The organism is Pelagimonas sp. KU-00592-HH (genome assembly GCF_040369695.1).
In the GTDB taxonomy this organism is placed as follows: domain Bacteria; phylum Pseudomonadota; class Alphaproteobacteria; order Rhodobacterales; family Rhodobacteraceae; genus Shimia.
In genome coordinates, this window is sequence record NZ_BAABWM010000003.1 from 505,217 (window position 1) to 529,794 (window position 24,578).

The window sequence follows — 24,578 nt, forward strand, 5'->3', positions numbered from 1 at the left end:
CAAATTAGGTCCGTTTTGTGCTATACTTCCCCAATTGACAGCAAATCAATGGGGGACGTCATGGCGATTGAGACACGGCAGTTTCCGTTGGGCACGTCGACCTGGCGGTACTTTGCAGAGATCCTGCGCAACACCAATTCCACCTTCACACCGAACAGTGACGGGACGAAACTGACCATCAGCAACGGATCGGGCCCGGATGTTGTCTTGAACGGCACCGGCCTGGATGTGAACGGGGGCATCTTTAGCGGCACCTTCGGCAGCATGTCCTTTGAACGCGCGGGCTTTATTGCCACGACGCTGCTGCTGCCGGCGGTTGTGCTTATGCAGACAGCGATCACGCTGGCCCTGTCGCAAAGCGGCAAGTCCAACCCGGTCAAGGATGCGCTGTTCTTTCAACTCCTGCTGCCTGCGATCTTCTTTCTCGACGTCTTGGGCCATGTCGGGCGTGACATCGTCGATGATTTCGAAAGCAACGACTTCATCAACACCGGCGGCGGGCGCGACACGATCTTTTACCGTGGCGGTGCAGACCAGATCGACGGCGGCAAGGGGTTCGACACGCTGGATGGCAAGTTCCTGAACGACACGCTGAACGTGAACCTTGGTGCCAACACGATTTCGACGGGCGGTGCACCCGCGGTGGTCGGGACGATCCAGAAGGTCGAGAATATCAACGGTACCAGCGGGAATGACACCCTGATCGGCAATGCCGCGGACAATACTATCCTTGGCCGGGCAGGGGATGATTTCATTCTGGGTGGTCGCGGGGCGGATTACCTTGGCGGTGGAGATGGTAGGGATTCCCTGAACGGTGAGCGAGGCAACGATACGTTGTTTGGTGGCACCGGAGGTGACTCGCTGAGTGGTGGGCTTGGCAATGACCGGCTTGAAGGTGAGTCCGGACAGGACACGCTGTTTGGCGGGGCAGGGAACGATGTTCTCATCGGCGGGGCGCACAGCGACGTTCTGAATGGCGGCGATCATCACGATACGCTCAAGGGCGGCTCTGGCAAGGATACCCTGAAGGGCGGCAATGGCTCGGACGTTCTGGAAGGGGGCAAGGGCAACGATGTGCTGAAAGGCGGACTGGCGCGCGACACGCTCAAGGGCGGTGCCGGAGACGATGTGATCGAAGGCGGTTTGGGCGGCGATGACCTGTTCGGAGGTCCGGGGAGTGACACCTTTGTTTTCACCGACGGAGGCCCCAACGGCTTTGACAAGATCTTTGATTTCAACGCCGCCGAGGACCAGATCCGCATCAAGGGCAGCAATGCCAATGAAGTGACTGTAACCGACAATGGCACCGATACGATTGTCACCTATGATGGCGGGCAGGTCACGCTCAAGGGGGTCTTGCTGACCGAGAGCGACATCACCTTCGATTTCTAGGGAAACTCTGGAGCGGGTAACGGGAATCGAACCCGTAACAAGAGCTTGGGAAGCTCGTGTGATACCTTTTCACCATACCCGCTCGTGGGGTTCTGGGTAGTGAAACACCCCCGCAAGGTCAAGCCTTGGCAGGGGTGTTTTTGTTTCTGATTTTGTCTTGCGATCAGGCGCGACGACGGCGACGGCGGCGACCGCCATCTTCTCCGGCACCGTCTCCGCCACCGGTGTTGAAGTTCACCTGCGGCAGATCGACGACAGTGCCAAGGATCGGGAAAGGATCGGACGAGTTCGGAATGGCCGAGGCGTTCACGAAGTGCTCCTGGAAGCGCGGCTCGACGGCTGTTTCGATCTTCTCGATCTGGCGCACGGTTTCCTCGATCTCGCCGCGGGCTTCGGTGTTCAAAAGCGCGATGCGGGCACCGGTACCGGCGGCGTTGCCGGCCGATGTCACCTTGTCGAGCGCGCAGTCGGGGATCATGCCCAGAACCATCGCGTGTTTGGCCGAGATATGCGCGCCGAAAGCGCCGGCAAGCACCACGCGATCCACGGTGTCGACCTCCAGCTTGTCCATCAGCAGACGTGCACCGGAATAGAGCGCGGCCTTGGCCATCTGGATGGCGCGGATGTCGGGGTTGGTCACGGTGATGGTCGGGCCACCTTCGGCAGAGCCGTCCCACAACAGGTAGGCATTGGTGCGCCCGTCCTGAACACAGCGCGATGTGCCGACCTGTTCGGCAGAACCGATCAAACCCGAGGCATCAAGGATACCGGCCAGCCGCATTTCGGCGATGGCCTCGATGATGCCCGATCCGCAGATGCCGGTGATGCCGGTGGTGGCAATCGCGACGTCGAAACCTTCTTCGTCCGACCAGATCTCCGAGCCGATCACACGGAAACGCGGTTCCTTGGTGATGGGGTCGATTTCCACACGCTCGATCGCGCCGGGGGCGGCACGCTGGCCGCTGGAAATCTGCGCACCTTCAAAGGCGGGACCGGTGGGCGAGGAGCAGGCCAGAACCTTTTCCTTGTTGCCCAGCAGGATTTCCGCGTTGGTGCCCACGTCGACCACCAGAACAAGGTCTTCGGACTTGTCCGGCGCTTCCGACAGGGCCACCGCGGCGGCATCGGCACCGACGTGGCCGGCGATACAGGGCAGGAGATAGACACGGGCCGCGGGGTGGATGTTGAGGTCGAGTTCCACGGCGCGCAGGGCCAGCGCGTTGGAGGTGGCGAGCGCAAAGGGTGCCTGTCCCAGTTCGAACGGGTCGATGCCAAGGAACAGGTGGTGCATGACCGGGTTGCAGACAAAGACCGCGTCCACGATCAGCGCCTTGTCGATCTCGGCTTCGGCGGCGATCTGGGTGAACAGCGCGTTCATGCCCTCGCGCACGGCGCGGGTCATCTCAAGGTCGCCCCCCTTGTTCATCATCGCATAGGAGACGCGGCTCATCAGGTCTTCGCCAAAGCGGATCTGCGGGTTCATGATGCCTGAAGAGGCCACGACCTCGCCGGTCTTCAGATCGCACAGGTGGGCGGCAATGGTGGTCGAGCCAAGATCAACCGCAAGACCATAGACCGATCCCTCGTAGTAGCCGGGCCAGATGTGCATGATTTTGGGCGGATGGCTGTCATCACCAAGGTGCACGGCCACGGTGACCTTCCAGTCGCCCTTGCGCAGGATCGGCTGCATCTGTTGCAGGATGTGCAGGTCGGTTTTCACGTCCTTCAGATCCCACTGGGTTTCCAGCGCCTCGATCAGGCGCTCCATATCGCCGGAGGGCTTGTGCATGTCCGGCTCTTCCACCTCGACATAGAACAGGCGGGTCGACGGGTTCATGGTGATGTCACGGGCCTCGGCGCGTTTGCGCACGACCTGACGGTGGACCTGGCTTTCGGGCGGCACGTCGATCACGATGTCGCCCTGAACGGTGGCCTGACAGCCAAGGCGGCGGCCGTCGATCAGGCCGCGCTTGTCCTTGTAGCGCTGCTCGACCTTGTTCCATTCCGACAGGGCGCCATCTTCGACGGTCACGCCGTGCTTGGGAAATTCGCCGTAAGAGGGCGTGATCTGGCATTTCGAACAGATGCCACGCCCGCCGCAGACCGAATCCAGGTCAACGCCCAGTTGACGGGCGGCGGTAAGGATCGGCGTACCAACGGGGAAATTGCCACGTTTGCCGGATGGGGTGAAGATCACGAGAGGATCGCTGCTCATGTGTCCAGATACCTGTCTAAGTTTGTTCGCGCGAAGTATAGAATAAGTGACTGGTCGCGCTTGGAAAGACAAGGAGCGGCATCGAAAGGTAAAAGCGCGGCATATCCTGCGCTTTTTGTGGCGATTTTGCTGGCTGATCTGTCGCTCTGGTGCCGAATTTCGGATTTTGAGGTATATTTCGCGTCACAGAGGTGGAAGTTCCGCAAAATAGGGGTTTCGCACCCCTTGAAGCCATGCGATAGGGAAGCGCCAAACGAGGTCACCCTAGGAGATGTGTGATGAAGATTCGTGAGGCGCTTACCTTCGATGATGTTCTTCTGGTTCCGGCGGCATCCAATGTGCTTCCGACAACCGCTGATACGCGGACGCGTGTCACCAAAAGCATCGACCTGAACATCCCGCTCCTGTCATCGGCCATGGACACGGTCACCGAGTCGCGCATGGCGATCGCGATGGCACAGGCCGGCGGTATGGGGGTGATCCACAAGAACCTCGACGCCGAACAGCAGGCCCGCGAGGTGCGCCGGGTAAAACGCTTCGAATCCGGCATCGTCTACAATCCGGTGACCCTGACCCGCGACCAGACCATCGCCGATGCCCGCGCGCTGGTGGAACGCTACAACTTTACCGGCTTCCCGGTGGTGGATGCGCAGGGCCGCGTCGAAGGTATCGTCACCAACCGTGACATGCGTTTTGCCACCTCGGATGACACGCCGGTTCATGTGGTGATGACAACCAACGACCTCGCCATGCTTCAGGAACCCGCCGATCTGGACGAAGCCAAAAGCATGATGCGCGCCCGTCGTATCGAGAAACTGCTGGTGGTTGACGGCGAGAACAAGCTGACCGGTCTTTTGACTCTGAAAGACACCGAACAGGCCGTTCTGAACCCGACCGCCTGCAAGGACGATCTGGGCCGCCTGCGCGTGGCTGCGGCCTCGTCGGTGGGCGACAGCGGTTTTGCCCGCTCGGAGCTGCTGATTGATGCAGGCGTCGACATCGTGGTTGTCGATACCGCGCACGGCCACTCGGAAGGGGTGATCGAGGCAGTCAAGCGCATCAAGGCGCAGTCCAATGCCGTTCAGGTGATCGCGGGCAACGTGGCCACTGCGGATGCGACCAAGGCGCTGATTGATGCCGGTGCAGACGCCGTCAAGGTGGGGATCGGCCCCGGTTCGATCTGTACCACCCGTATGGTGGCCGGTGTTGGTGTGCCACAGCTGAGCGCGATCATGGATTGTGCCGAAGCAGCCGGTGACACCCCGGTGATTGCCGACGGTGGCATCAAGTTCTCGGGTGACTTCGCCAAGGCGATTGCCGCAGGGGCCTCCTGTGCCATGGTCGGCTCGATGATCGCGGGCACCGACGAGTCCCCGGGCGAAGTGATCCTCTATCAGGGCCGTTCGTTCAAATCCTACCGTGGCATGGGCTCGCTTGGCGCCATGGCACGCGGCTCGGCGGATCGCTACTTCCAGAAGGACGCGGCCAGCGACAAGCTGGTGCCGGAAGGGATCGAAGGCCAGGTGCCCTACAAGGGCGGCGCGGGCGCGGTCATTCACCAGCTGGTGGGCGGCCTGCGGGCGGCCATGGGCTATACCGGTAACGCCACCGTTGAAGAGATGCGCAAGAACTGCCAGTTCGTTAAGATCACCGGTGCAGGCCTCAAGGAAAGCCACGTCCACGACGTGCAGATCACCCGCGAGAGCCCGAACTACCGGATCGGCTGATGACACCTGCGGCGCGGGTCCAGACGGCGATCGAGCTTCTGGACGAGATCATCGCGGGCACGCCCGCCGAAAAGGCGCTCACCGGATGGGCGCGGCGGGCGCGGTTCGCGGGGTCGAAAGACCGTGCCGCGGTGCGTGACCATGTCTACGACGTCTTGCGCCAGCGCCGCTTGGCAAGCGAGCTTGGAGGCGGCCTGACGGGCCGTCGCCTGATGATCGGTCTGCTACGCGCGCAAGGTGCTGATCCTTCTGACCTCTTCACCGGACCCCCGTATGCGCCGGCCCCTCTGGAGGCGGGCGAACTTGAGGCAGGCACGGCCAGTGGCCAGCCCGATTTGCCGGATTGGATCGTCCCGCCCATGCAGGAGGCGCTTGGGGCAGATTTCGAAGGCAATGCGCAAGCCATGCGCGCGCGTGCGCCGGTGTTCCTGCGGGTGAATTTGCGCAAAGCCTCACCCGAAAAGGCCTTTGGTGCTTTGCAGGAAGATGGCATCATTGCCGAGACATCGGAAATCTCCGACACCGCGCTGCTTGTGACCGAGGGGCAGCGCAAGATCAACAACAGCCGCGCCTATCGCGAGGGGCTGGTGGAATTGCAGGACGCCTCGAACCAGGCCGCGGTGCAGGCGCTCGACCTTCAGGATGGTTGCAAGGTGCTTGACTACTGCGCGGGCGGCGGCGGCAAGGTGCTGGCGATGGCGGGGCGCTGCAAGGGCAGTTTCTTTGCCCATGATGCCAACCACGGCCGGATGCGCGACCTGCCAGACCGCGCCAAACGCGCCGGGGCCAAGGTGCGCACGCTGCGGACGAATGATATTCCGGGGCAGGGGCCTTATGACCTCGTGTTCTGCGACGTTCCCTGTTCCGGCAGCGGGACATGGCGCCGGACACCGGATGCCAAGTGGCGCTTTGAAAAACGGGACCTGGACGAGCTTAACAGGGTCCAGTTCGATATCCTCTCGGAAGCGGCAGCCCATGTGGCCAACGAAGGGCGTTTGGCCTATGCCACCTGTTCGCTGTTGCGGGCGGAAAACCATGATGTCGTGGACCGTTTTCTGGCCGCCAATCCCGAATGGTCCGTGTCCTTTGAAAAGCAATGGACGCTTCTGGACGGCTGTGATGGCTTTTTCCTGACAATCCTGTCGCGCTAACCCTCAAATTTGGCCACTGTACTCAACCTGTGGTAGTGTCCGCTTAAGCCGTTGTTAAGAAGCAACGACTTAAAACGGGGAAACGAGGTTTGAGAGGGGGCCGCCGTGACGGTTTCTGCACTGCAATCCGGGCAGGCATGGCGCAGCTGGCTGCGCATTGGTCTGTTGTGGGGCGCGGCCATTGGTCTGTTCCTGCTGTCCGGCATGGCGTCACAAGAGGCCTCGCGCCTGTCTCTGATTGTTGCGGGCGCCATTCTCGGCTTTTTCACGCTGTTTTTATGGGTGCATGACCTGCAAATGAAATCGCGCCGAAAGGCGGTGTCCAAGGGCCTTGGGGCGATGGTCGCGCTTGGTCCGTATCAGCAATACCTGACGGATGGCGACAGCGAGATACTTGCCGCCAATGCCGAAGGTGAAAGACTATCCGGCGGGGCGACCGACATGATCGCCTGTCTCGGCGCGTCCCTTGCAGACGTAGAGGGCATCACCAGCCGATTGCTCGCCGCAGCAGCGGACAAGGGCGCGACAAGTGATGAGTTTCACACCCGCGACGGCAAGATCGCCATACATGTGGCGGCCGTGTCACCGGGCATATTCCAGTGGCAGGTGCATCGACACAGCTATCTGACCAACACGGAAGGCGCCGGAATCCCCCGTCTGCCCATGTTAACGGTCAGTGCCAAGGGGGCGGTTTTGTTCATGAATGCCGCCGCGCGCGAGTTGCTGGGCGCACGCCGCACGGCCCTGCGCGAGATCTTTGGCGATGACGGTCCGCGCCAGGGCGAGGCCAACACCATCCTGACCGAGGAGGGTGGCAAGAAATGCCTGGTGGCCGAGTTCCCGACCAGCGCCGGACGCCGCGAAATCTATCTCCTGCCAACCACCGCGCCGCGCATCCCGGGCGATGTGGTGATGTTCGAGGACCTGCCGATCGCGCTCTTGAAGATTGCCGTCGACGGGCGGGTTGTTTCGGCCAACCGCGCCGCGCGGGCGCTGGTGAAGCGGGATTTCCGCCAAACCGTGGAACTTCAGGGGTTGATGGAGGGGCTGGGCCGGTCGATCAACGACTGGCTGGCCGAGGCCGCGGCAGGGCACGGGGGCAACCATTCGGAGTTCCTTTTATTGCGCCGCGAGGATCGCGAAGTCTTTGTCCAGGTGAGCCTGAACCGGGTGGTTGAAGGCGGGCGGATTTTCCTGATTGCGGTCTTGAGTGATGCAACCGAGTTGAAATCGCTCGAAGCGCAATTCGTGCAAAGCCAGAAGATGCAGGCCATTGGCCAGTTGGCAGGCGGCGTCGCGCATGATTTCAACAACCTGCTGACCGCGATTTCGGGACATTGCGACCTCATGCTGCTGCGCCATGACGAAGGGGACCCAGACTATGGTGATCTCGTGCAGATCAATCAGAACGCGAACCGCGCCGCGGCACTTGTGGGCCAGCTTCTGGCCTTTTCCCGCAAGCAGAACCTGCGCCCGGAGGTGCTCGACCTGCGCGATACGCTGGCCGATCTGACGCATCTCCTGAACCGACTCGTGGGGGAAAAGGTGCGGCTGACATTGATGCACGACCCCGAGCTCAGCGCCATCCGCGCCGACAAGAGGCAGTTGGAGCAGGTCTTGATGAACCTTGTCGTCAATGCCCGCGACGCGATGCCAAAGGGGGGCGAGATCATCATCCAGACCGAAAGCCTGCGTCTCGACAAGCCGCTCAAGCGGGATCGGGCCACGGTGCCGGCGGGAACCTATGTCTGTGTCAGGGTGCGCGACGAAGGTGTCGGCATTCCCGGTGACAAACTTCAGAAAGTCTTTGAACCCTTCTTTACCACCAAGCGCACCGGCGAAGGGACCGGACTTGGCCTGTCAACGGCCTATGGCATCGTGAAACAGACCGGCGGCTATATCTTTGTCGATTCGACACCGGGAGAGGGCACGCAGTTTACCCTGATGTTCTCCGAGCATGACCTCTACGATGTGCCCAAACCGGTGATAGAAGCGGAACGTCAGGCGGCCCAGTTACGGCCACAGGGTGGCGTTGTTCTGCTTGTCGAGGACGAGGCGCCGGTGCGCAGCTTTGCCTCGCGTGCCCTGCGCCTGCGCGGGCTGACGGTGCTTGAGGCGGGCACCGGCGAAGAGGCGCTGGAAACGCTGGAAGATGCCGACCTGCATGTCGATCTGTTTGTGACCGACGTGGTGATGCCCGGCATGGATGGCCCGAGCTGGGTGCAGAAAGCCCGCCAGCGCCGCCCTGAGGTCAAGGTGGTCTTCATGTCCGGCTATGCCGAAGACAGTTTTTCCGACCGGCAGGCCAAGATCGCCAATTCCACCTTCCTGCCCAAGCCGTTTTCACTCAATGACCTGACGGGCATTGTCATGGAACACCTTGGCGAGGCTCAGGAAATTCCGGCGTAAAGGTCGAACTCTTCGGCACATTTGCGGCGCAGCTTGTCTTCGACTTTCTTTGACAGGGTCAGTTCCATGCTGGGCGAGACGTTCTCGCGCCCCAGCGTGATCTTGCGCGACAGCCGCTCTTCAAGAAACCCGAGCAGCTTGTCCTGGTCTTCGTAGCGGAACAGGAAATCGACCTTGGTGCCGTTGGGGCGCGGTTCGATGAACTTGGCCTGACTGCCCACATTGGCAAAGGCCGGGCGGTCTCCCTTGCAATAGGCATCGACGAATTCGTCGAAGGTCTTGTCGTGGGTGGCGTTCGGGTGCCCCTTCATCGCATCGCGCTGCCGGTAACGATACCAACTGCCCAGCCAGCTGATCGGTTCCCGGATCACCGCCACGGTCTGCATGTTTTCTTCGCCGCAGGCCTTTTCGAACATCGGCCGGAAAAACCGGTTGTAGCGATAGACCGGCGCATGTTTCAGCTGCGGCGGGTTGGAGACAACCATGTCGGCGTGGGGGGCGAGCGCGGATTCTATCGCCGTGGTGCCGGTTTTGGGAACGGATAAGATAACGAGTTTTTCTTTCCAGAAAACAAGCATTTGGCGGCCTCAATACAGTCTGCTCAAGATCATTCTTGGCTGGTAAACTACTCTTTAAGACCTCTCTGAAAAAGCTGTTTATAGAGAATTTTGTTGAAATGTTCTCCTTTTGATCTCATAACATGTGAGAACACAAGGTGAACGCAGGCAATCATTGCCGCCGGCAACGGTGTGTGGAATAAGGAAGCGAACCAATGGCAACGGCAGAACTGTTTGATATGAGCAGCAAGAAAACGGCAGACAAGCAAAAGGCGCTGGACAGCGCCCTGGCCCAGATCGAACGCCAGTTCGGCAAGGGCTCGATCATGAAACTCGGCGCGGACAACCCGATCCAGGAAATCGAGGCCACCTCGACCGGATCGCTGGGGCTCGATATCGCGCTTGGCATCGGTGGCCTGCCCAAGGGCCGCATCATTGAAATCTATGGGCCGGAAAGCTCTGGCAAGACCACGCTGACCCTGCACTGCATCGCGGAAGAGCAGAAAAAGGGCGGCGTCTGCGCCTTTGTCGACGCGGAACACGCGCTTGATCCGCAATACGCCAAGAAACTGGGTGTCGACCTTGACGAACTGCTGATTTCGCAGCCCGACACCGGCGAACAGGCGCTCGAGATCACCGATACGCTGGTGCGCTCTGGCGCGGTCAACATGGTGGTGGTCGATTCGGTGGCCGCCCTGACCCCGAAATCGGAACTCGAAGGCGACATGGGCGATTCGAACGTCGGTGTTCAGGCCCGCCTGATGAGCCAGGCCATGCGCAAGCTGACCGGGTCTATCGCGCGTTCGAACTGCATGGTGATCTTCATCAACCAGATCCGCATGAAGATCGGCGTCATGTTCGGCAGCCCCGAAACCACCACCGGTGGTAACGCGCTCAAGTTCTATTCGTCGGTCCGTCTGGATATCCGCCGCATCGGCGCCATCAAGGACCGTGACGAGGTGGTCGGCAACGCAACCCGCGTGAAGGTTGTGAAAAACAAGGTTGCGCCGCCCTTCAAGCAGGTGGAATTCGACATCATGTATGGCGAAGGCATCTCGAAGATGGGCGAACTTCTTGACCTGGGTGTCAAGGCGGGCGTGGTCGAGAAATCCGGCTCGTGGTTCTCTTATGGCGACGAACGCATCGGGCAGGGCCGCGAGAACGCCAAGAATTTCCTGCGGGAAAACAAGCGTATGGCCTATGAAATCGAAGACAAGATCCGTGCTGCCCACGGCCTCGACTTCGATATGCCGCCCGGCGAAGAAGACAATGATGTGCTGATGGAAGACGACGCTTGAATCACGTCACGACCGAAGAATTGATGCGGGCGCTCCCGCATGTGTTGGCCGCCCCCAAGGATGGGGCGGCCATTTCCATGTTGTGCCTGCGGCCCGAGCGTAACAAGCGCCGCTTCGTGGATGAAATCACCCTGACCCGTGAAAACGGCATCCCCGGCGAACGCTGGAAGGATCAGCCGTGGCTGCGCACCCAAGACGGCGCGCCGCATCCCGGCATTCAGGTGTCGATCCTGCAACACCGGGTGCTGGATCTGGTCTGGCGCGACCGCGAAAACACCGTGCATCCCGGCGATACCTTCATCGCCGATATGGACCTGTCCGAAGCCAATTTGCCCGTCGGCCAGTTCCTGGAAATCGGCGAAGCGGTGCTGAAGGTCTCGGAGGTCTTCAACGACGGCTGCGTCAAGTGGAAGGCGCGCTATGGCAGCGAGGCGAAAGACTGGATCACCATGCCTGGCCACCCGGAACTGCGCCTGCGCGGCGTACTTTGCAGTATCGAACGGGACGGCATCATCCGCGAGGGTGATATTCTGAGGAAAATCGACCCGTTATAGGACCAGTTGGCGCAAGTCTGCTTTGACATGTGGACAGGGGCGGGCAGGGGGTTTAAACCCGGGCGGAACCAATAAATCAGCCGCGAGAGACCTATCTCATGCCCAGCCTGAACGACATCCGGTCGACCTTCCTCAACTACTTTGCCAAGCAGGGCCACGAAGTCGTGCCGTCCTCGCCCCTGGTGCCCCGCAACGACCCCACGCTGATGTTCGTGAACTCGGGCATGGTGCAGTTCAAGAACTGCTTTACCGGCGTCGACAAGCGCGACTACGTGCGCGCTACCACCGCGCAGAAATGTGTGCGTGCCGGCGGCAAGCACAATGACCTCGACAACGTCGGCTATACCGCGCGTCACCACACGTTTTTCGAGATGCTCGGCAACTTCTCGTTCGGTGATTACTTCAAGCACGAGGCCATCCCCTTTGCCTGGGAGCTGATCACCAAGGAATTCGATATTCCCAAGGACAAGCTCTATACGACGGTCTACCACACCGACGATGAAGCCTTTGAAATCTGGAAGAAAGTCGGCGTGCCGGAAGATCGCATCATCCGCATCGCCACCTCGGACAACTTCTGGCAGATGGGCCCGACTGGCCCCTGTGGCCCCTGTACCGAGATCTTCTATGACCACGGCGATCACATCTGGGGTGGCCCTCCGGGCAGCCCGGAAGAAGACGGCGACCGTTTCATCGAGATCTGGAACATCGTTTTCATGCAGAACGAAAAGTTCGAAGACGGCTCGATGGTGGATCTCGACATGCAGTCGATCGACACCGGCATGGGCCTCGAGCGGATCGGCGCTCTGCTGCAGGGCAGCCATGACAACTATGACACCGATCTCTTCAAATCGCTGATCGAGGCTTCGGCCAATGTCACCTCGACCGATCCCTATGGCGACAAGAACGTGCATCACCGCGTGATCGCAGACCACCTGCGCTCGACCTCGTTCCTGATTGCCGATGGCGTGATGCCGTCGAACGATGGCCGTGGGTATGTGCTGCGCCGCATCATGCGCCGCGCGATGCGTCACGCCCACCTTCTGGGCGCGAAAGATCCGGTCATGCACCAGCTGGTTCCGGCACTGGTTCAGCAGATGGGCCAGGCCTATCCCGAACTGACCCAGGCGCAGGCGCTGATCACCGAGACGCTGAACCTTGAGGAAACCCGCTTCAAGCAGACGCTCGATCGCGGTCTCAAGCTGCTGGATGACGAGCTGGCCGGTCTGGAAGAGGGCGCACCGCTGGCGGGCGATGCGGCCTTCAAACTCTATGACACCTATGGCTTCCCGCTTGACCTGACGCAGGACGCCCTGCGTGAAAAGGGCCGCGAAGTGGACACCGCGGGCTTTGACGCCGCCATGGCCGAACAGAAGGCCAAGGCGCGTGCGGCCTGGGCCGGTTCCGGCGATGCGGCACAAAGCGAAGTCTGGTTTGACCTGGCCGAAGAAGCCGGCGCGACCGAGTTCCTGGGCTATGACACCGAAAGCGCTGAAGGCCAGGTCGTGGCCATCGTCGTTGACGGCGAAGCCACCGATAAGCTTGAGGCTGGCGCAACCGGGTGGCTGGTGATGAACCAGACGCCGTTCTATGCCGAAAGCGGCGGTCAGGTAGGCGACCACGGCTATGTGGCGCGTCTTGAGAACCGCGATGACATTGCCAAGGTCGAAGACGTTCAGAAATTCGCCGAGGGCAAGCTGTTCGCGCATAAGGTCACGGTGGATCAGGGCACCTTTGCCAAGGGCGATCCGGTGGCGATGGAGGTGGATCACACCCGCCGCAGCGCCATCCGCGCCAACCACTCGGCCACGCACCTGCTGCACGAGGCCCTGCGTGAACACCTCGGTGATCATGTTGCTCAGCGCGGCTCGCTGAACGCGGCGGATCGTTTGCGCTTTGACTTTAGCCACGCCAAGGCCCTGAGCGCAGAAGAGCTGCACAAGGTGGGTCTCGACGTGAATGCCTACATCCGTCAGAACACAGCTGTCGAAACCCGCATCATGACCCCGGACGACGCCCGCGAGATCGGCGCTCAGGCGCTGTTTGGCGAGAAGTATGGGGATGAGGTACGTGTTGTCTCGATGGGCCGTGCCAACACCGGCAAGGGCATGGGCGGCGATACCTATTCGATCGAACTCTGCGGCGGTACCCACGTCAAGCAGACCGGCGACATCGGTGTGTTCGTCCTCCTCGGCGACAGCGCGTCGTCGGCCGGTGTCCGCCGGATCGAGGCGCTGACCGGTGAGGCCGCATTTGAACATCTCGAGCGTGAGGCAGGCCGCATGGCGCAGGTCGCCGGTGCCCTCAAGGCACAGCCTGCCGATGTCATGGACCGTCTGAAATCCATCATGGACGAACGCAAGGCGCTTCAGAACGAGGTGGCCCAGCTGCGCCGCGAACTGGCGATGGCCGGTGGTGCCGGGCAGGGCGGTGCCACCGAAGCCAAGGACGTGAACGGCGTGAAGTTCTTTGCCCAGGTGCTGACCGGCGTCTCGGGCAAGGACCTGCGTCCGCTGCTGGACGAGCACAAGACCCGCCTTGAAAGCGGTGCCGTGCTGCTGATCGCCGACGAAGGCGGCAAGGTAGCAGTCGCTGCCGGTGTGACCAACGATCTGACCGACAGCCTGTCGGCGGTTGATCTTGTCCGCTCCGCGGTCGAGGCCCTTGGTGGCAAGGGCGGCGGTGGCCGTCCCGACATGGCACAAGGTGGTGCCAAAGATGCCAGCAACGCCGACGCCGCCATGGCCGCTGCCGAGGCCGTGATTGCGGGCTGACCATTTGGTCAAAAAAAGCTTGGACTGTCCGGCACATCGTCTAAACTGCCGGGCAGATCAAACAAGGGGGAGATTCCCATGCCCGCACTCTGGATTGCACATGTGACCGTCACTGACGCCGAGGCCTATGGCAAATACGCCGAACTGGCCGGGCCGGCTATCGCCAAACATGGCGGCCATTTTATCGCCCGTGCCGGCAAGTTCGTGCAGCTTGAGGGCAAGGAGCGCCCGCGCAACGTGGTTGCGAAATTCCCGGATGTCGAGACCGCAGTCGCGTGTTACAACAGCCCGGAATACCAGGAGGCGCTCAGCCATGCGCGCGGTGCTTCGGAACGTGAACTGATGGTCGTGGAGACCAGCGAATAATCAGAAGGAGACTGGCCAGATGTGCCGATGGGCCGCCTATATCGGGCACCCCTGTTATCTCGAAGATGTCATCATCAGGCCAGATCACTCGCTGATCCAGCAAAGCATGCAAGCGGTCGAATGCAAGACCCAGACCAACGCCGACGGTGTTGGTCTTGCGTGGTATGATCGCCGTCCCGAGCCGGGGCTTTATCGCGACACGCATCCCGCGTGGTCCGATCCCAACCTCAGATCCCTGACCGCGCAGGTGCAATCGGGCCTGTTCCTGGCCCATGTGCGGGCCTCGACCGGCACCGCCACCAGCCGCAACAATTGCCACCCTTTCGCGGTGCGCAACTGGTCGTTCATGCACAACGGGCAGATCGGGGGCTTTGAAACCTTCCGCCGCCGTGCCGACATGCTGATCCCCGACGAGCTTTATCCCGAACGCAAAGGGGCCACCGACAGCGAGGTGATTTTCCTGCTTGGTCTCGCCGAGGGTCTGGATCACGGCCCCAAGGAGGCGATGGAGATCGCCGTGGGCGTGTTGCAGCGCATGAGCCGCGACAAGGGCGCCAAGCCACATGTCCGCATCGGGGCGGCGTTTTCCGACGGCGAAACCTTGTATGCGATCCGCTATGCCTCGGACGAGCGCGCGCCCACGGTCTATCACCGCTGGAGCGACAGCCGCAAAGGCCGCGCCGTGGTCAGCGAACCTCTGGTACAGGCCGAGGACGGATGGGAAGAGGTGCCGGCAGGAAGCTTCTGCCGCTTCTCGAAAGACGGGTCTTTCTCGATCGAACCTTTCAAGCCGCTGATCTGAAACAAAAAACGCCGGAGGTAATCTCCGGCGTTTCTGATTTCTCACATTGGAACAGGTAAAACCCGTTACCCTTGCTTCGACATCCTCTTGCGCTCGTGCGGATCGAGATAGCGCTTGCGCAGACGTACGTTGTTCGGGGTCACTTCCACCAGTTCGTCGTCGTTGATGTAAGCAATCGCCTCTTCCAGCGAGAGGGTCATCGGCGTGGTCAGGCGTACCGCTTCGTCCGAACCCGAGGCCCGCACGTTGGTGAGCTTCTTGCCCTTCAGCGGGTTCACTTCGAGATCGTTGTCACGGCTGTGTTCACCGATGATCATGCCGGTATAGACGTCGGCCTGTGCGCCGATCATCATCTTGCCGCGATCTTCAAGGTTCCACAGGGCGTAAGCAACCGACTGGCCGTTCTCCATCGAGATCAGAACACCTGCACGACGGCCGGGGATGGCGCCCTTGTAGGGGGTCCAGCCGTGGAACACGCGGTTCAGAACACCGGTGCCCCGGGTGTCGGTCAGGAATTCGCCGTGATAGCCGATCAGGCCACGCGACGGCACGTGTGCGATGATGCGGGTCTTGCCAGCCCCGGCGGGGCGCATCTCGACCAGCTCACCCTTGCGAGAGCCGGTCAGCTTTTCGATCACGGCGCCCGAGTATTCGTCGTCCACGTCGATGGTGGCTTCTTCGACCGGCTCCATCTTCTGGCCGTCTTCTTCGCGCATGATCACCTGCGGACGCGAGATCGACAGTTCAAAGCCTTCGCGGCGCATGTTCTCGATCAGAACACCCATCTGGAGTTCGCCACGGCCCGAAACTTCGAAAGCCTCGCCGCCGGGGGTGTCGGCGATCTTGATCGCCACGTTCGACTCGGCCTCTTTGTAGAGACGGTCACGGATCACGCGCGACTGAACCTTCTTGCCGTCACGACCCGCCAGCGGGCTGTCGTTGATGCCAAAGGTCACGGTGATGGTTGGCGGGTCAATCGGCTGCGCTTCGAGCGGCTCTTCGACGGCCAGCGCACAGATGGTGTCGGCCACGGTGGCCTTGGCCATACCGGCAATCGACACGATGTCACCGGCCTGTGCTTCTTCGATGTCCTGCTGGGCCAGACCACGGAAGGCCTGGATCTTGGTGACGCGGAACTGTTCGATTTTCTGACCGATGCGGCTGATCGCCTGCACGGTTGCGCCGACCTTGAGAGTGCCCGATTCCACGCGACCGGTCAGGATGCGGCCCACGAAGGGGTCAGAACCAAGGGTGGTCGCCAGCATGCGGAAATCATCATCCTGCTGGTTGACCTGCTTGGGGGCAGGAACATGGTTCACGATCAGGTTGAAGAGGGCGTGCAGGTCCTTGCGCGGACCGTCCAGTTCGGCATCGGCCCAGCCATTCCGGCCCGAGGCATACATGTGCGGAAAGTCCAGCTGGTCGTCGTTGGCATCCAGCGAGGCAAACAGGTCAAAACACTCGTCCAGCGCGCGATCCGGTTCGGCATCCGGCTTGTCGACCTTGTTCAGAACAACAATCGGACGCAGCCCCAGCGCCAGCGCCTTGGAGGTCACGAATTTGGTCTGCGGCATCGGGCCTTCGGCGGCATCCACCAGCAGCACAACTCCATCCACCATGCTCAGGATACGCTCGACCTCGCCGCCGAAATCGGCGTGGCCGGGGGTGTCCACGATGTTGATGCGGGTGCCTTTCCACTCAACACTGGTGGGTTTTGCGAAAATCGTGATCCCGCGTTCGCGCTCGAGATCGTTGCTGTCCATGGCGCGCTCGGCCACTTCCTGGTTTTCGCGGAATGCGCCGGACTGTTTCAGCAGCTCGTCCACAAGGGTGGTCTTGCCGTGGTCAACGTGCGCGATGATCGCAATATTACGAAGGTCCATTTGATATGCCTTTCCTGTTCGCGCCTCCGGTATCCTGCGGGCGCGAAAAAGGCCAGCCCCTTAATGGCCTGCGGTCTTGGAAAACAGGTTAATGACCACGATTCCGGCGAGGATCATGCCGATCCCGATCACTGCGGGCAGGTCCAGTTTCTGTTGCAGCCAGAAATAGCCGATGATCGCCACCAGAACGATGCCCAGCCCCGACCAGATCGCATAGGTGATGCCAATGGGCAAAACTCGAAGCGTCATGCTGAGCAGGTAAAAGGAAATGGCATAGCCGATCAGCACCACAAGCGAGGGGATCAGCCGTGTGAACTGGTGGCTGAGTTGCAGGGCCGTGGTGGCAATCGTCTCGGCAATCACTGCCAGAAGAAGGATGATATAGGTCTTGGCCATCGCTTGAACTCCTGCGCCGTCCTTGATCCCCCGCTACAGCCCCGCAAGCGATTTGCCAATCCGGATTCTTATCAATGGGCGGTGTTTCAGGTGGCGATATAGCGGTCGCGGCGATGGTTGGTGGCAATCACGACGTTGGTGACAATGGCCCCCAGAAGCGACCAGCCCACGGTGGCAGGCGAAAACAGGAAGATTGCCAGCGTAAAGACGCAGGCATCGAACCCAAGCTGAACCCAGCCCGCCTTGATACCGCGCGTGTCCTGCAACCAGACCGCCACAATCCCCACGCCGCCAAGGGTGGCCCCGTGGCGGAACAGGACCAGCAGGCCGATCCCAGCGGTCACACCGGCCAGAACCGCCGCCGCGCCGGGGTGCAGATCGCTCAGCTGCATGACCTGAGGCAGAAGGCTGGTCCAGAGCGTCAGCGCGCCCACGGCGGCAAAGGTCTTGAGCGTGAACCGCCAGCCCATCCGGTAGATCGCCACCGTATAGAAGGGCAGGTTCAGCACGAAGAACACCGCCCCGAAACTCCAGCCACCCCAATAGGCGGTCAGCAGGGAAAGGCCGGCAATCTGGCCGGTGATCAACTGGCTCGCCTGCAGAAACTGGACCGACAGGGCAACAAGCAGCGTGCCCACGACAAGGCCCTGCACGTCTTCACGCGGCGCATGTCTGTCGGCAGGGGCGGTTTCAAGCAGGAATGTCATGCGCCGGTTTTTCCGCCCCTCGGCGGTTTTGTCCAGCGCAGCAGGGGCATACCGGCCATGCATCAGGTGCAAATATGGCCGGTATTCGCATGATTTATCGTCAGGTATTGGCCTCGAACCACGCCCGGATCGGGACTTGCAGATGCGCCCAGACCGCCGGAGCGCCGCGCGTCACCTTGGTGCCGACCCGCGCTTCCACCTGTTCGTAGGTGACGTTGTAGTCCACCCACGACCGCCCGCCGGTCTTGAGGTTGGCAAGGCAGGGCTGCACCCGGTCGATGGACTTGGCAAACACCGCATCATCGCTTTCGGCGGCTTCGAATTCTTCCCAGAGGGCGCGCAGTTCGGCTGCCTGATCCTCCGGCAACAGGCCAAAGATGCGATCCGCCGCGCGGGCCTCGGCCTCCTGGATCTCCGCGCTGCCATGCGCTGCGCCATCCTGCGAATGGATCGGCACATCGCCCACGTCGATTTCGACAAGGTCGTGGATCAAAAGCATCTGGATCACGCGATCGGCGTTCACGGGGCGATTGGCGTGTTCGGCAAGGATCATCGCATAAAGCGCGATATGCCAGCTGTGTTCGCCCGAGTTCTCCTGCCGCGCCGCGTCCAGTGTCATGGTTGCGCGCATGACCGACTTGAGGCGATCCGCCTCGTTCAGGAAATCGATGCGCGTGGTGACATCGCCCGCGTCGCTGGTCGAGGTGCCGTGCAACAGCGCGTTGGCATGGGCATAGGCCGCCGGAAACACGTGCTGAAGCCTGCGGGCGCGGCCTGTATCGAGGTTCTCGCGCACGATCTCGACATGTTCCGGCAGGGGCTCGGGCGCACAGAGGGCCTGAAACAGCGGCTGGCTGTGATCCAGCATCTTTGCAAAACCCGCATCCGGGGTTTCGCCCGCCTCGAACTCGGTCCAGAGCGCAAGGCAGTCTGTCGCCTGATCCTGAGGCAAAAGCGAAAACAGGCGACGGGCGGCCTGTTCCTCACGCGCCGCCACCTCGGCCCAGTCCACATTTTCATGGATCGGATGATCACCAACGTCGATCTCGACAAGGTCATGCAGCAACAGCATCCGGATCGCCCTTGGAACCGATACGCCATCTGCCGAAATCGGTGCAAAAGCAAGGGCATAGAGGGCGACGTGCCAGCTGTGCTCGGCGCTATTTTCGCGCCGGGACAGATCCTGCAACACGTTGGACCGCAAGACGGATTTCAGGCGATCCGCCTCGTTCAGAAAGGCAAACTGCCGGGCAATCCTGTCGTTCATCACTCGGCCAGTTCAAATCCCTTGGCCTTGAGCCGCGCCGCGAGAAGCTCGCGGGCGCGGTCATTGGCGGCATAGACCCGCACGGCGGTCATAAAGGCCTCGTGCATGGTCGAAGAAGTGGCCTGCAAGACCTTGGCGATGTCCTGGACCAGCATATCGTCACCGGTGGCGCGTTCCGCTTCGATCACCTGCAGGGCCAGTTTGTTGGCAAGGTCGTCGTAATAGGCCATCGCTTAGCGGGTGTTCTCGGTCAGACGGCGCTTCACGTAATCGGTCACATTACCGACCATCGTGTTCATGTACTCTTCGGTCTCGAAGAAGTGGCCCGCACCGTCGATCTGTTCGTGGGTGATCGTGATGCCTTTTTGCTCGTGCAGCTTGCCAACCAGCGCCTCGGTATCGGCGGGCGGGGCAACACGGTCATTGGTGCCGTTGATGATCAGGCCCGAAGACGGGCAGGGCGCCAGGAACGAGAAGTCGTACATGTTGGCCGGCGGGGCGACCGAGATGAAGCCGGTGATCTCGGGACGGCGCATCAGAAGCTGCATGCCGATCCACGCGCCGAACGAAAAGCCTGCAACCCAGCAGTGCTTGGAGTTCGAGTTCATAGACTGGAGATAATCCAGCGCCGAAGCCGCATCGGAAAGTTCACCAACCCCCTGGTCATATTCGCCCTGGCTGCGGCCAACGCCGCGGAAATTGAAGCGAAGGACGGTGAAGCCCATGTTGTAGAACGCATAGTGGAGGTTATAGACCACCTTGTTGTTCATCGTGCCGCCGAACTGTGGATGCGGATGCAGCACAATCGCGATTGGGGCGTCTTTTTCTTTTTGCGGGTGGTAACGGCCTTCGAGACGGCCTTCGGGTCCGGGAAAAATGACCTCGGGCATGGGGCTCCCTGTCTTTTGAACATGTGCCGAAGTATATTCTTGACGAATTTCCTCGGGCACCTTAGAACGGTTCTAACTTACCGTCGGGCTAATCCGACAGCGCTGCTAGGGATGTATGCCCTGTGGCGCGCGACGTCAATCTATTCGCTGGAGGAACAGGATGAAACTGTCGACGAAAGGCCGCTATGCTGTTGTCGCACTGGTCGATATCGCCCTTCAGCCCAGCGATACGCTGGTGACGCTCTCCGACATTTCCCAGCGACAGGACATTTCGCTGCCCTATCTGGAACAGCTTTTTGTGAAACTGCGTCGTGCTGGCATGGTTGACTCGGTGCGCGGGCCGGGCGGTGGCTACCGTCTTGCCAAGTCCACCTCGGACATTCGCATCGTTGACGTGCTGGCGGCGGTGGATGAAACCGTCTCCGCGCTTCACACCGGTGCTGGCGCGACTGGTGCCGTTTCGGGATCGCGTGCGCAGTCGATGGCAAACCGCCTCTGGGAGGGTCTTTCGGCCAACGTCTATGTCTTCCTGCATCAGACCCGCCTGTCGGATGTGGTTGAAAACGAACTGGCCCCGTGTCCGGCCATTCCCAACATCTTTGCCGTGGTCGATGCTGAATGAACCGCGTCTACCTCGATCATAACGCAACAACGCCGCTGCGCCCCGAGGCGCGGGCGGCGATAATTGATGCGATGGACGTGGTCGGCAACCCGTCTTCGGTCCACGCGGAAGGACGCGCGGCCAAGGGCGTTCTGGAACGCGCGCGGGGCGACATCGCCACCGCCTTTGGCGCGGATGGTGCCGACGTGATCTTCACCGCCACAGCGACCGAGGCCGCCGCGCTGGCGCTGGCGGGGCGTGATCTTCATGCAGGCGACATCGAACACGACGCGGTGGGGGCCTGGGTGACGTCCGATCTTGCAGTTGATGGCAATGGGATCGTCTCTGTTCCGGCACCGGAACGCACGACGCTTCAGGCCGCCAATTCGGAAACCGGCGTGATACAGACGCTGCCCGAGGGACTTGCCGTCAGCGACATGACACAGGCCTTTGGCAAGCTGCCGGTTGCCTTCAACTGGGCTGGTTGCCAGATGGCTCTGATTTCGGCGCACAAACTGGGCGGCCCCAAGGGGATTGGCGCCCTTGTCGTCAAGCGCGGAACCGACGTGCAGGCCATGATCAAGGGCGGCGGACAGGAAATGGGCCGCCGGTCTGGCACCGAAAACGTGATCGGCGCCGCAGGCTTTGCGGCCGCCGCAACGGCCGCAGCGCGCGATCTGGCCGATGGCGTCTGGGATCGGGTTGCAAATCTGCGCGATTTGCTGGAAGAGACCCTTGCCGTCGACGCCAAAGATACCATTTTTGTCGGGAAAGGGGCGAAACGCCTCCCCAACACCCTCTGCCTGGCCACGCCGGGCTGGAAGGGAGAGACACAGGTGATGCAGATGGACCTCGCAGGCTATGCGATTTCCGCAGGCTCTGCCTGTTCGTCCGGCAAGGTGCGCGCAAGCCGCGTGCTCAAGGCAATGGGATACGAAGACGAGGTCGCCGCAGGGGCGATCCGGGTCTCTCTGGGGCCCGAAACAACGGAACAGGACGTGCTGGGTTTCGCGGATGCGTGGCTGACCCGGTACAGGAAACACCGCGCCCGTGCGGCGTGAGCGAACAGGAGAAAAACATGGCAAGTCTGGAACAGACACAGGTCAAGGAAGGCGTCGATCAGGAAACGGTTGATGCGGTTCGCGAGGTTGGCGGCAAGTACAAGTACGGCTGGGAAACCGAGATCGAGATGGAATATGCCCCGAAAGGGCTGACCGAGGACATCGTGCGCCTGATCTCGGACAAGAACGAAGAGCCGGAGTGGATGACCGAATGGCGTCTCGAGGCCTACCGTCGCTGGCTCGAAAAGGAAGAACCCGCCTGGGCCATGCTGGACTACCCGGAAGTCGATTTCCAGGACCAGTACTACTATGCCCGTCCCAAGAGCATGGAAGAAAAGCCCAAGTCGCTTGACGAGGTCGACCCCAAGCTGCTCGCCACTTATGAAAAGCTGGGCATCCCGCTCAAGGAACAGATGATCCTTGCCGGTGTCGAAGGTGCAGATGAAACCCCGGCAGAAGGCCGCAAGGTTGCTGTCGACGCCGTGTTCGACTCGGTTTCGGTGGGCACCACCTTCCAGAAAGAACTGAAACAGGCGGGCGTGATCTTCTGCTCGATCTCCGAGGCGATCAAGGAACATCCCGAACTGGTCAAAAAGTACCTCGGCTCGGTCGTTCCGGTCTCCGATAACTTCTATGCCACGCTGAACTCGGCCGTGTTCTCGGACGGCTCGTTCGTCTATGTGCCGCCGGGCGTACGCTGCCCGATGGAACTCTCGACCTATTTCCGCATCAACGCGGAAAACACCGGTCAGTTCGAACGCACCCTGATCATTGCCGACAAGGGCTCTTACGTGTCCTACCTCGAAGGCTGTACCGCGCCACAACGCGACACCTCGCAGCTGCACGCGGCAGTGGTGGAGATCATCATCGAGGAAGACGCCGAGGTGAAATATTCGACCGTCCAGAACTGGTATCCGGGCGACGAAGAAGGCAAAGGCGGCATCTACAACTTCGTGACCAAACGCGCCGATTGCCGGGGCGACCGCTCCAAGGTGATGTGGACGCAGGTGGAAACCGGTTCAGCGGTGACTTGGAAATACCCGTCGTGCATCCTGCGCGGCAATGACAGCCAGGGCGAGTTCTACTCGATCGCGATCACCAACAACATGCAGCAGGCCGACACCGGCACCAAGATGATCCACCTTGGCCGCAACACCAAGAGCCGCATCGTCTCCAAGGGGATTTCTGCCGGCTATGCGCAGAACACCTACCGTGGTCAGGTCTCGATGCACCCCAAGGCGAAAAACTCGCGCAACTACACGCAATGTGACTCTTTGTTGATCGGCGACAAATGCGGGGCCCACACGGTGCCTTACATCGAGGTCAAGAACAACTCGAGCCGCGTGGAACACGAGGCGACAACCTCGAAGGTGGATGATGACCAGATGTTCTACTGCCTGCAACGTGGCATGGACGAGGAAGAAGCCGTGGCGCTGATCGTGAACGGCTTTGCCAAGGAAGTGCTCCAGGCGCTGCCGATGGAATTCGCCATGGAAGCGCAGCAGCTTGTCGCGATCTCGCTGGAAGGGTCTGTTGGCTAAGCCATGAGCGATAGAAACCGAAGCCGAAGCGAAGTGGACACATTCCACTACAATGCCAAAGAAGGTGTGCGTCAGGTCGCATTCTTCTGGGCATTCAGAAAGGTGCTTTTTCCGGTTTCTATTGTCTTACTTTTTGTAGTTGGCATGGCTTTTGCAAACGGGGGTCCCTTGGCAGGTTTCATCAGCATGATGGTTTTTGGCGGGCCGGTGCTGTTGATTGTTTGGTTTTCTTCGGACCAGTTCAGGAAAACTTGGGAATATTGGACGAGATGACAAAAGCGGCAAAGATCGAATCTTGGCTACCCTATGTCCTGCCTGTTTTGGGCGGGCTGCTGGGCGTGATCTGGGTCAACCTCAACAAGTTCGACTTCATCAACCCGGTCGTTGGCATCGGTCTCGGTGCCATCGCCGGCTGGGCCGCTGCCCGGATCATCCTCACAATCATCCGCAGGAGCCGTCACTGATGGAAACGATCAACCAGTTGATGCAGCAATCCGTCGGCGTTGGCGCGGGCATTGCCTTTGGCTCGATGGTGGGCTTTGGCCTGCGCAAGCGCGCGGGCAAGACCGAAGGCCTGATTGGCGGCTCCGTGCTGGTCACCTCGGCCTTTGCCGGCATGGTCGCCATGAGCGTGATGATGCTGATCAAGTATATCGGAGGATAAGACATGATCGTGACAACCACACCGAACATCGAAGGACGCAAGATCATCGACTACCGCGGCATCGTTGTTGGCGAGGCCATCATGGGTGCCAACGTGGTGCGCGATGTCTTTGCCTCGATCACCGATATCGTGGGCGGCCGTTCGGGCGCCTATGAAAGCAAACTGCAGGACGCCCGCGACACCGCGCTTGCAGAACTCCAACAACGCGCCACCGCCGTGGGCGCAGATGCCGTTGTCGGCGTCGATCTCGATTACGAAGTTGTAGGCCAGTCGATGCTGATGGTCTCGGCTTCGGGCACCGCAGTGGTGCTGGACTAAGGACAGGG

24 protein-coding genes and 1 tRNA gene are annotated in these 24,578 nt (G+C 60.9%); 16 read left to right on the plus strand and 9 right to left on the minus strand.

Annotated elements, in window-relative coordinates:
* The first annotated feature begins 60 nt into the window (after positions 1 to 60).
* On the plus strand, positions 61 to 1,392 hold the full coding sequence (locus ABWV42_RS14810) for a calcium-binding protein (protein ID WP_353340850.1): 1,332 nt from the start codon (positions 61 to 63) through the stop codon (positions 1,390 to 1,392).
* 8 nt (positions 1,393 to 1,400) lie between these two features.
* On the opposite strand, the gene ABWV42_RS14815 is transcribed toward ABWV42_RS14810, so the two are convergent.
* Together ABWV42_RS14815 and ABWV42_RS14820 are read right to left on the minus strand one after the other, a co-directional pair.
* Positions 1,401 to 1,474 (minus strand) — tRNA-Gly (locus tag ABWV42_RS14815).
* Positions 1,475 to 1,555: 81 nt separating this feature from the next.
* On the minus strand, positions 1,556 to 3,607 hold the full coding sequence (locus ABWV42_RS14820) for an ASKHA domain-containing protein (protein ID WP_353340851.1): 2,052 nt from the start codon (positions 3,605 to 3,607) through the stop codon (positions 1,556 to 1,558).
* A 278-nt stretch (positions 3,608 to 3,885) separates the two neighbouring features.
* On the opposite strand from ABWV42_RS14820, the gene guaB reads away from it, so the two are divergent.
* The 3 genes from guaB (at position 3,886) to ABWV42_RS14835 (ending at position 8,894) form a co-directional block, all read left to right on the plus strand.
* Positions 3,886 to 5,334 carry an IMP dehydrogenase gene (gene guaB / locus ABWV42_RS14825; RefSeq protein WP_353340852.1) on the plus strand — a complete coding sequence of 483 codons (1,449 nt, stop codon included), beginning with the start codon at positions 3,886 to 3,888 and terminating at the stop codon, positions 5,332 to 5,334.
* A complete protein-coding gene (locus ABWV42_RS14830; protein ID WP_353340853.1) occupies positions 5,334 to 6,485 on the plus strand; it encodes an RsmB/NOP family class I SAM-dependent RNA methyltransferase in 1,152 nt (383 codons plus the stop codon). Before guaB ends, ABWV42_RS14830 begins: the two co-directional genes overlap by 1 nt.
* Positions 6,486 to 6,590: 105 nt before the next feature.
* Positions 6,591 to 8,894 carry a hybrid sensor histidine kinase/response regulator gene (locus ABWV42_RS14835; RefSeq protein WP_353340854.1) on the plus strand — a complete coding sequence of 768 codons (2,304 nt, stop codon included), beginning with the start codon at positions 6,591 to 6,593 and terminating at the stop codon, positions 8,892 to 8,894.
* Here the strand turns inward: ABWV42_RS14835 and ABWV42_RS14840 are convergent.
* Entirely contained in the window at positions 8,876 to 9,472 is a 597-nt protein-coding gene (locus ABWV42_RS14840) for a sulfotransferase family 2 domain-containing protein (protein WP_353340856.1), read from the minus strand. The two genes, ABWV42_RS14835 and ABWV42_RS14840, sit on opposite strands and share 19 nt — an antisense overlap.
* A gap of 194 nt (positions 9,473 to 9,666) precedes the next feature.
* Between ABWV42_RS14840 and recA the strand changes: the two genes are divergently transcribed.
* The 5 genes from recA (at position 9,667) to ABWV42_RS14865 (ending at position 15,242) form a co-directional block, all read left to right on the plus strand.
* Positions 9,667 to 10,749 carry a recombinase RecA gene (recA, locus tag ABWV42_RS14845; RefSeq protein WP_303623691.1) on the plus strand — a complete coding sequence of 361 codons (1,083 nt, stop codon included), beginning with the start codon at positions 9,667 to 9,669 and terminating at the stop codon, positions 10,747 to 10,749.
* A 23-nt stretch (positions 10,750 to 10,772) separates the two neighbouring features.
* Complete coding sequence (locus ABWV42_RS14850) at positions 10,773 to 11,303, plus strand: hypothetical protein (protein WP_353340943.1); 531 nt, start codon at positions 10,773 to 10,775, stop codon at positions 11,301 to 11,303.
* Between the two features lie 98 nt (positions 11,304 to 11,401).
* Positions 11,402 to 14,074, plus strand: a complete 2,673-nt coding sequence (alaS, locus tag ABWV42_RS14855; RefSeq protein ID WP_353340857.1) for an alanine--tRNA ligase — start codon at positions 11,402 to 11,404, stop codon at positions 14,072 to 14,074.
* 78 nt (positions 14,075 to 14,152) lie between these two features.
* The gene (locus ABWV42_RS14860) at positions 14,153 to 14,440 is read left to right on the plus strand and encodes a DUF1330 domain-containing protein (RefSeq protein ID WP_255106646.1); all 288 of its coding nucleotides are present in this window, start codon (positions 14,153 to 14,155) and stop codon (positions 14,438 to 14,440) included.
* 19 nt (positions 14,441 to 14,459) lie between these two features.
* Positions 14,460 to 15,242: a class II glutamine amidotransferase gene (locus tag ABWV42_RS14865; protein WP_255106648.1), complete on the plus strand. Its 783-nt coding sequence runs from the start codon at positions 14,460 to 14,462 to the stop codon at positions 15,240 to 15,242.
* Positions 15,243 to 15,307: 65 nt separating this feature from the next.
* Here ABWV42_RS14865 and typA read toward each other — a convergent pair whose 3' ends face one another.
* The 6 genes from typA to ABWV42_RS14895 all read right to left on the minus strand — a co-directional run bounded on the left by typA (position 15,308) and on the right by ABWV42_RS14895 (position 20,385).
* A complete protein-coding gene (typA, locus tag ABWV42_RS14870) occupies positions 15,308 to 17,125 on the minus strand; it encodes a translational GTPase TypA (RefSeq protein ID WP_353340859.1) in 1,818 nt (605 codons plus the stop codon).
* Between the two features lie 60 nt (positions 17,126 to 17,185).
* Entirely contained in the window at positions 17,186 to 17,521 is a 336-nt protein-coding gene (locus ABWV42_RS14875; protein ID WP_255106652.1) for a DMT family transporter, read from the minus strand.
* Positions 17,522 to 17,607: 86 nt separating this feature from the next.
* Positions 17,608 to 18,228 (minus strand): YitT family protein, encoded by a 621-nt coding sequence (locus ABWV42_RS14880; RefSeq protein ID WP_353340861.1) that lies wholly within the window; start codon positions 18,226 to 18,228, stop codon positions 17,608 to 17,610.
* Positions 18,229 to 18,328: 100 nt separating this feature from the next.
* Positions 18,329 to 19,495, minus strand: coding sequence for an HD domain-containing protein (locus tag ABWV42_RS14885; protein WP_353340863.1), 1,167 nt, complete (start codon positions 19,493 to 19,495; stop codon positions 18,329 to 18,331).
* On the minus strand, positions 19,495 to 19,725 hold the full coding sequence (locus ABWV42_RS14890) for a hypothetical protein (RefSeq protein WP_255106658.1): 231 nt from the start codon (positions 19,723 to 19,725) through the stop codon (positions 19,495 to 19,497). Before ABWV42_RS14890 ends, ABWV42_RS14885 begins: the two co-directional genes overlap by 1 nt.
* 3 nt (positions 19,726 to 19,728) lie before the next feature.
* A complete protein-coding gene (locus tag ABWV42_RS14895) occupies positions 19,729 to 20,385 on the minus strand; it encodes an alpha/beta hydrolase (RefSeq protein ID WP_353340865.1) in 657 nt (218 codons plus the stop codon).
* Positions 20,386 to 20,545: 160 nt separating this feature from the next.
* On the opposite strand from ABWV42_RS14895, the gene ABWV42_RS14900 reads away from it, so the two are divergent.
* Genes ABWV42_RS14900 through ABWV42_RS14930 form a run of 7 tightly spaced genes read left to right on the plus strand, consistent with a single transcriptional unit; the run spans position 20,546 to position 24,570 of the window.
* A complete protein-coding gene (locus ABWV42_RS14900; protein WP_255106661.1) occupies positions 20,546 to 21,007 on the plus strand; it encodes an Rrf2 family transcriptional regulator in 462 nt (153 codons plus the stop codon).
* Positions 21,004 to 22,047, plus strand: a complete 1,044-nt coding sequence (locus tag ABWV42_RS14905) for a cysteine desulfurase family protein (RefSeq protein ID WP_353340867.1) — start codon at positions 21,004 to 21,006, stop codon at positions 22,045 to 22,047. Before ABWV42_RS14900 ends, ABWV42_RS14905 begins: the two co-directional genes overlap by 4 nt.
* 17 nt (positions 22,048 to 22,064) lie before the next feature.
* Entirely contained in the window at positions 22,065 to 23,588 is a 1,524-nt protein-coding gene (gene sufB, locus ABWV42_RS14910) for a Fe-S cluster assembly protein SufB (RefSeq protein ID WP_353340868.1), read from the plus strand.
* A 3-nt stretch (positions 23,589 to 23,591) separates the two neighbouring features.
* Positions 23,592 to 23,861, plus strand: coding sequence for a hypothetical protein (locus ABWV42_RS14915; RefSeq protein WP_353340869.1), 270 nt, complete (start codon positions 23,592 to 23,594; stop codon positions 23,859 to 23,861).
* Complete coding sequence (locus tag ABWV42_RS14920; RefSeq protein ID WP_353340870.1) at positions 23,858 to 24,052, plus strand: hypothetical protein; 195 nt, start codon at positions 23,858 to 23,860, stop codon at positions 24,050 to 24,052. The genes ABWV42_RS14915 and ABWV42_RS14920 overlap by 4 nt, the downstream gene beginning before the upstream one ends.
* Positions 24,052 to 24,252, plus strand: coding sequence for a hypothetical protein (locus ABWV42_RS14925; RefSeq protein WP_353340871.1), 201 nt, complete (start codon positions 24,052 to 24,054; stop codon positions 24,250 to 24,252). The genes ABWV42_RS14920 and ABWV42_RS14925 overlap by 1 nt, the downstream gene beginning before the upstream one ends.
* A 3-nt stretch (positions 24,253 to 24,255) precedes the next feature.
* Positions 24,256 to 24,570 carry a heavy metal-binding domain-containing protein gene (locus ABWV42_RS14930; protein ID WP_353340872.1) on the plus strand — a complete coding sequence of 105 codons (315 nt, stop codon included), beginning with the start codon at positions 24,256 to 24,258 and terminating at the stop codon, positions 24,568 to 24,570.
* The last annotated feature ends 8 nt before the right edge of the window (positions 24,571 to 24,578 follow it).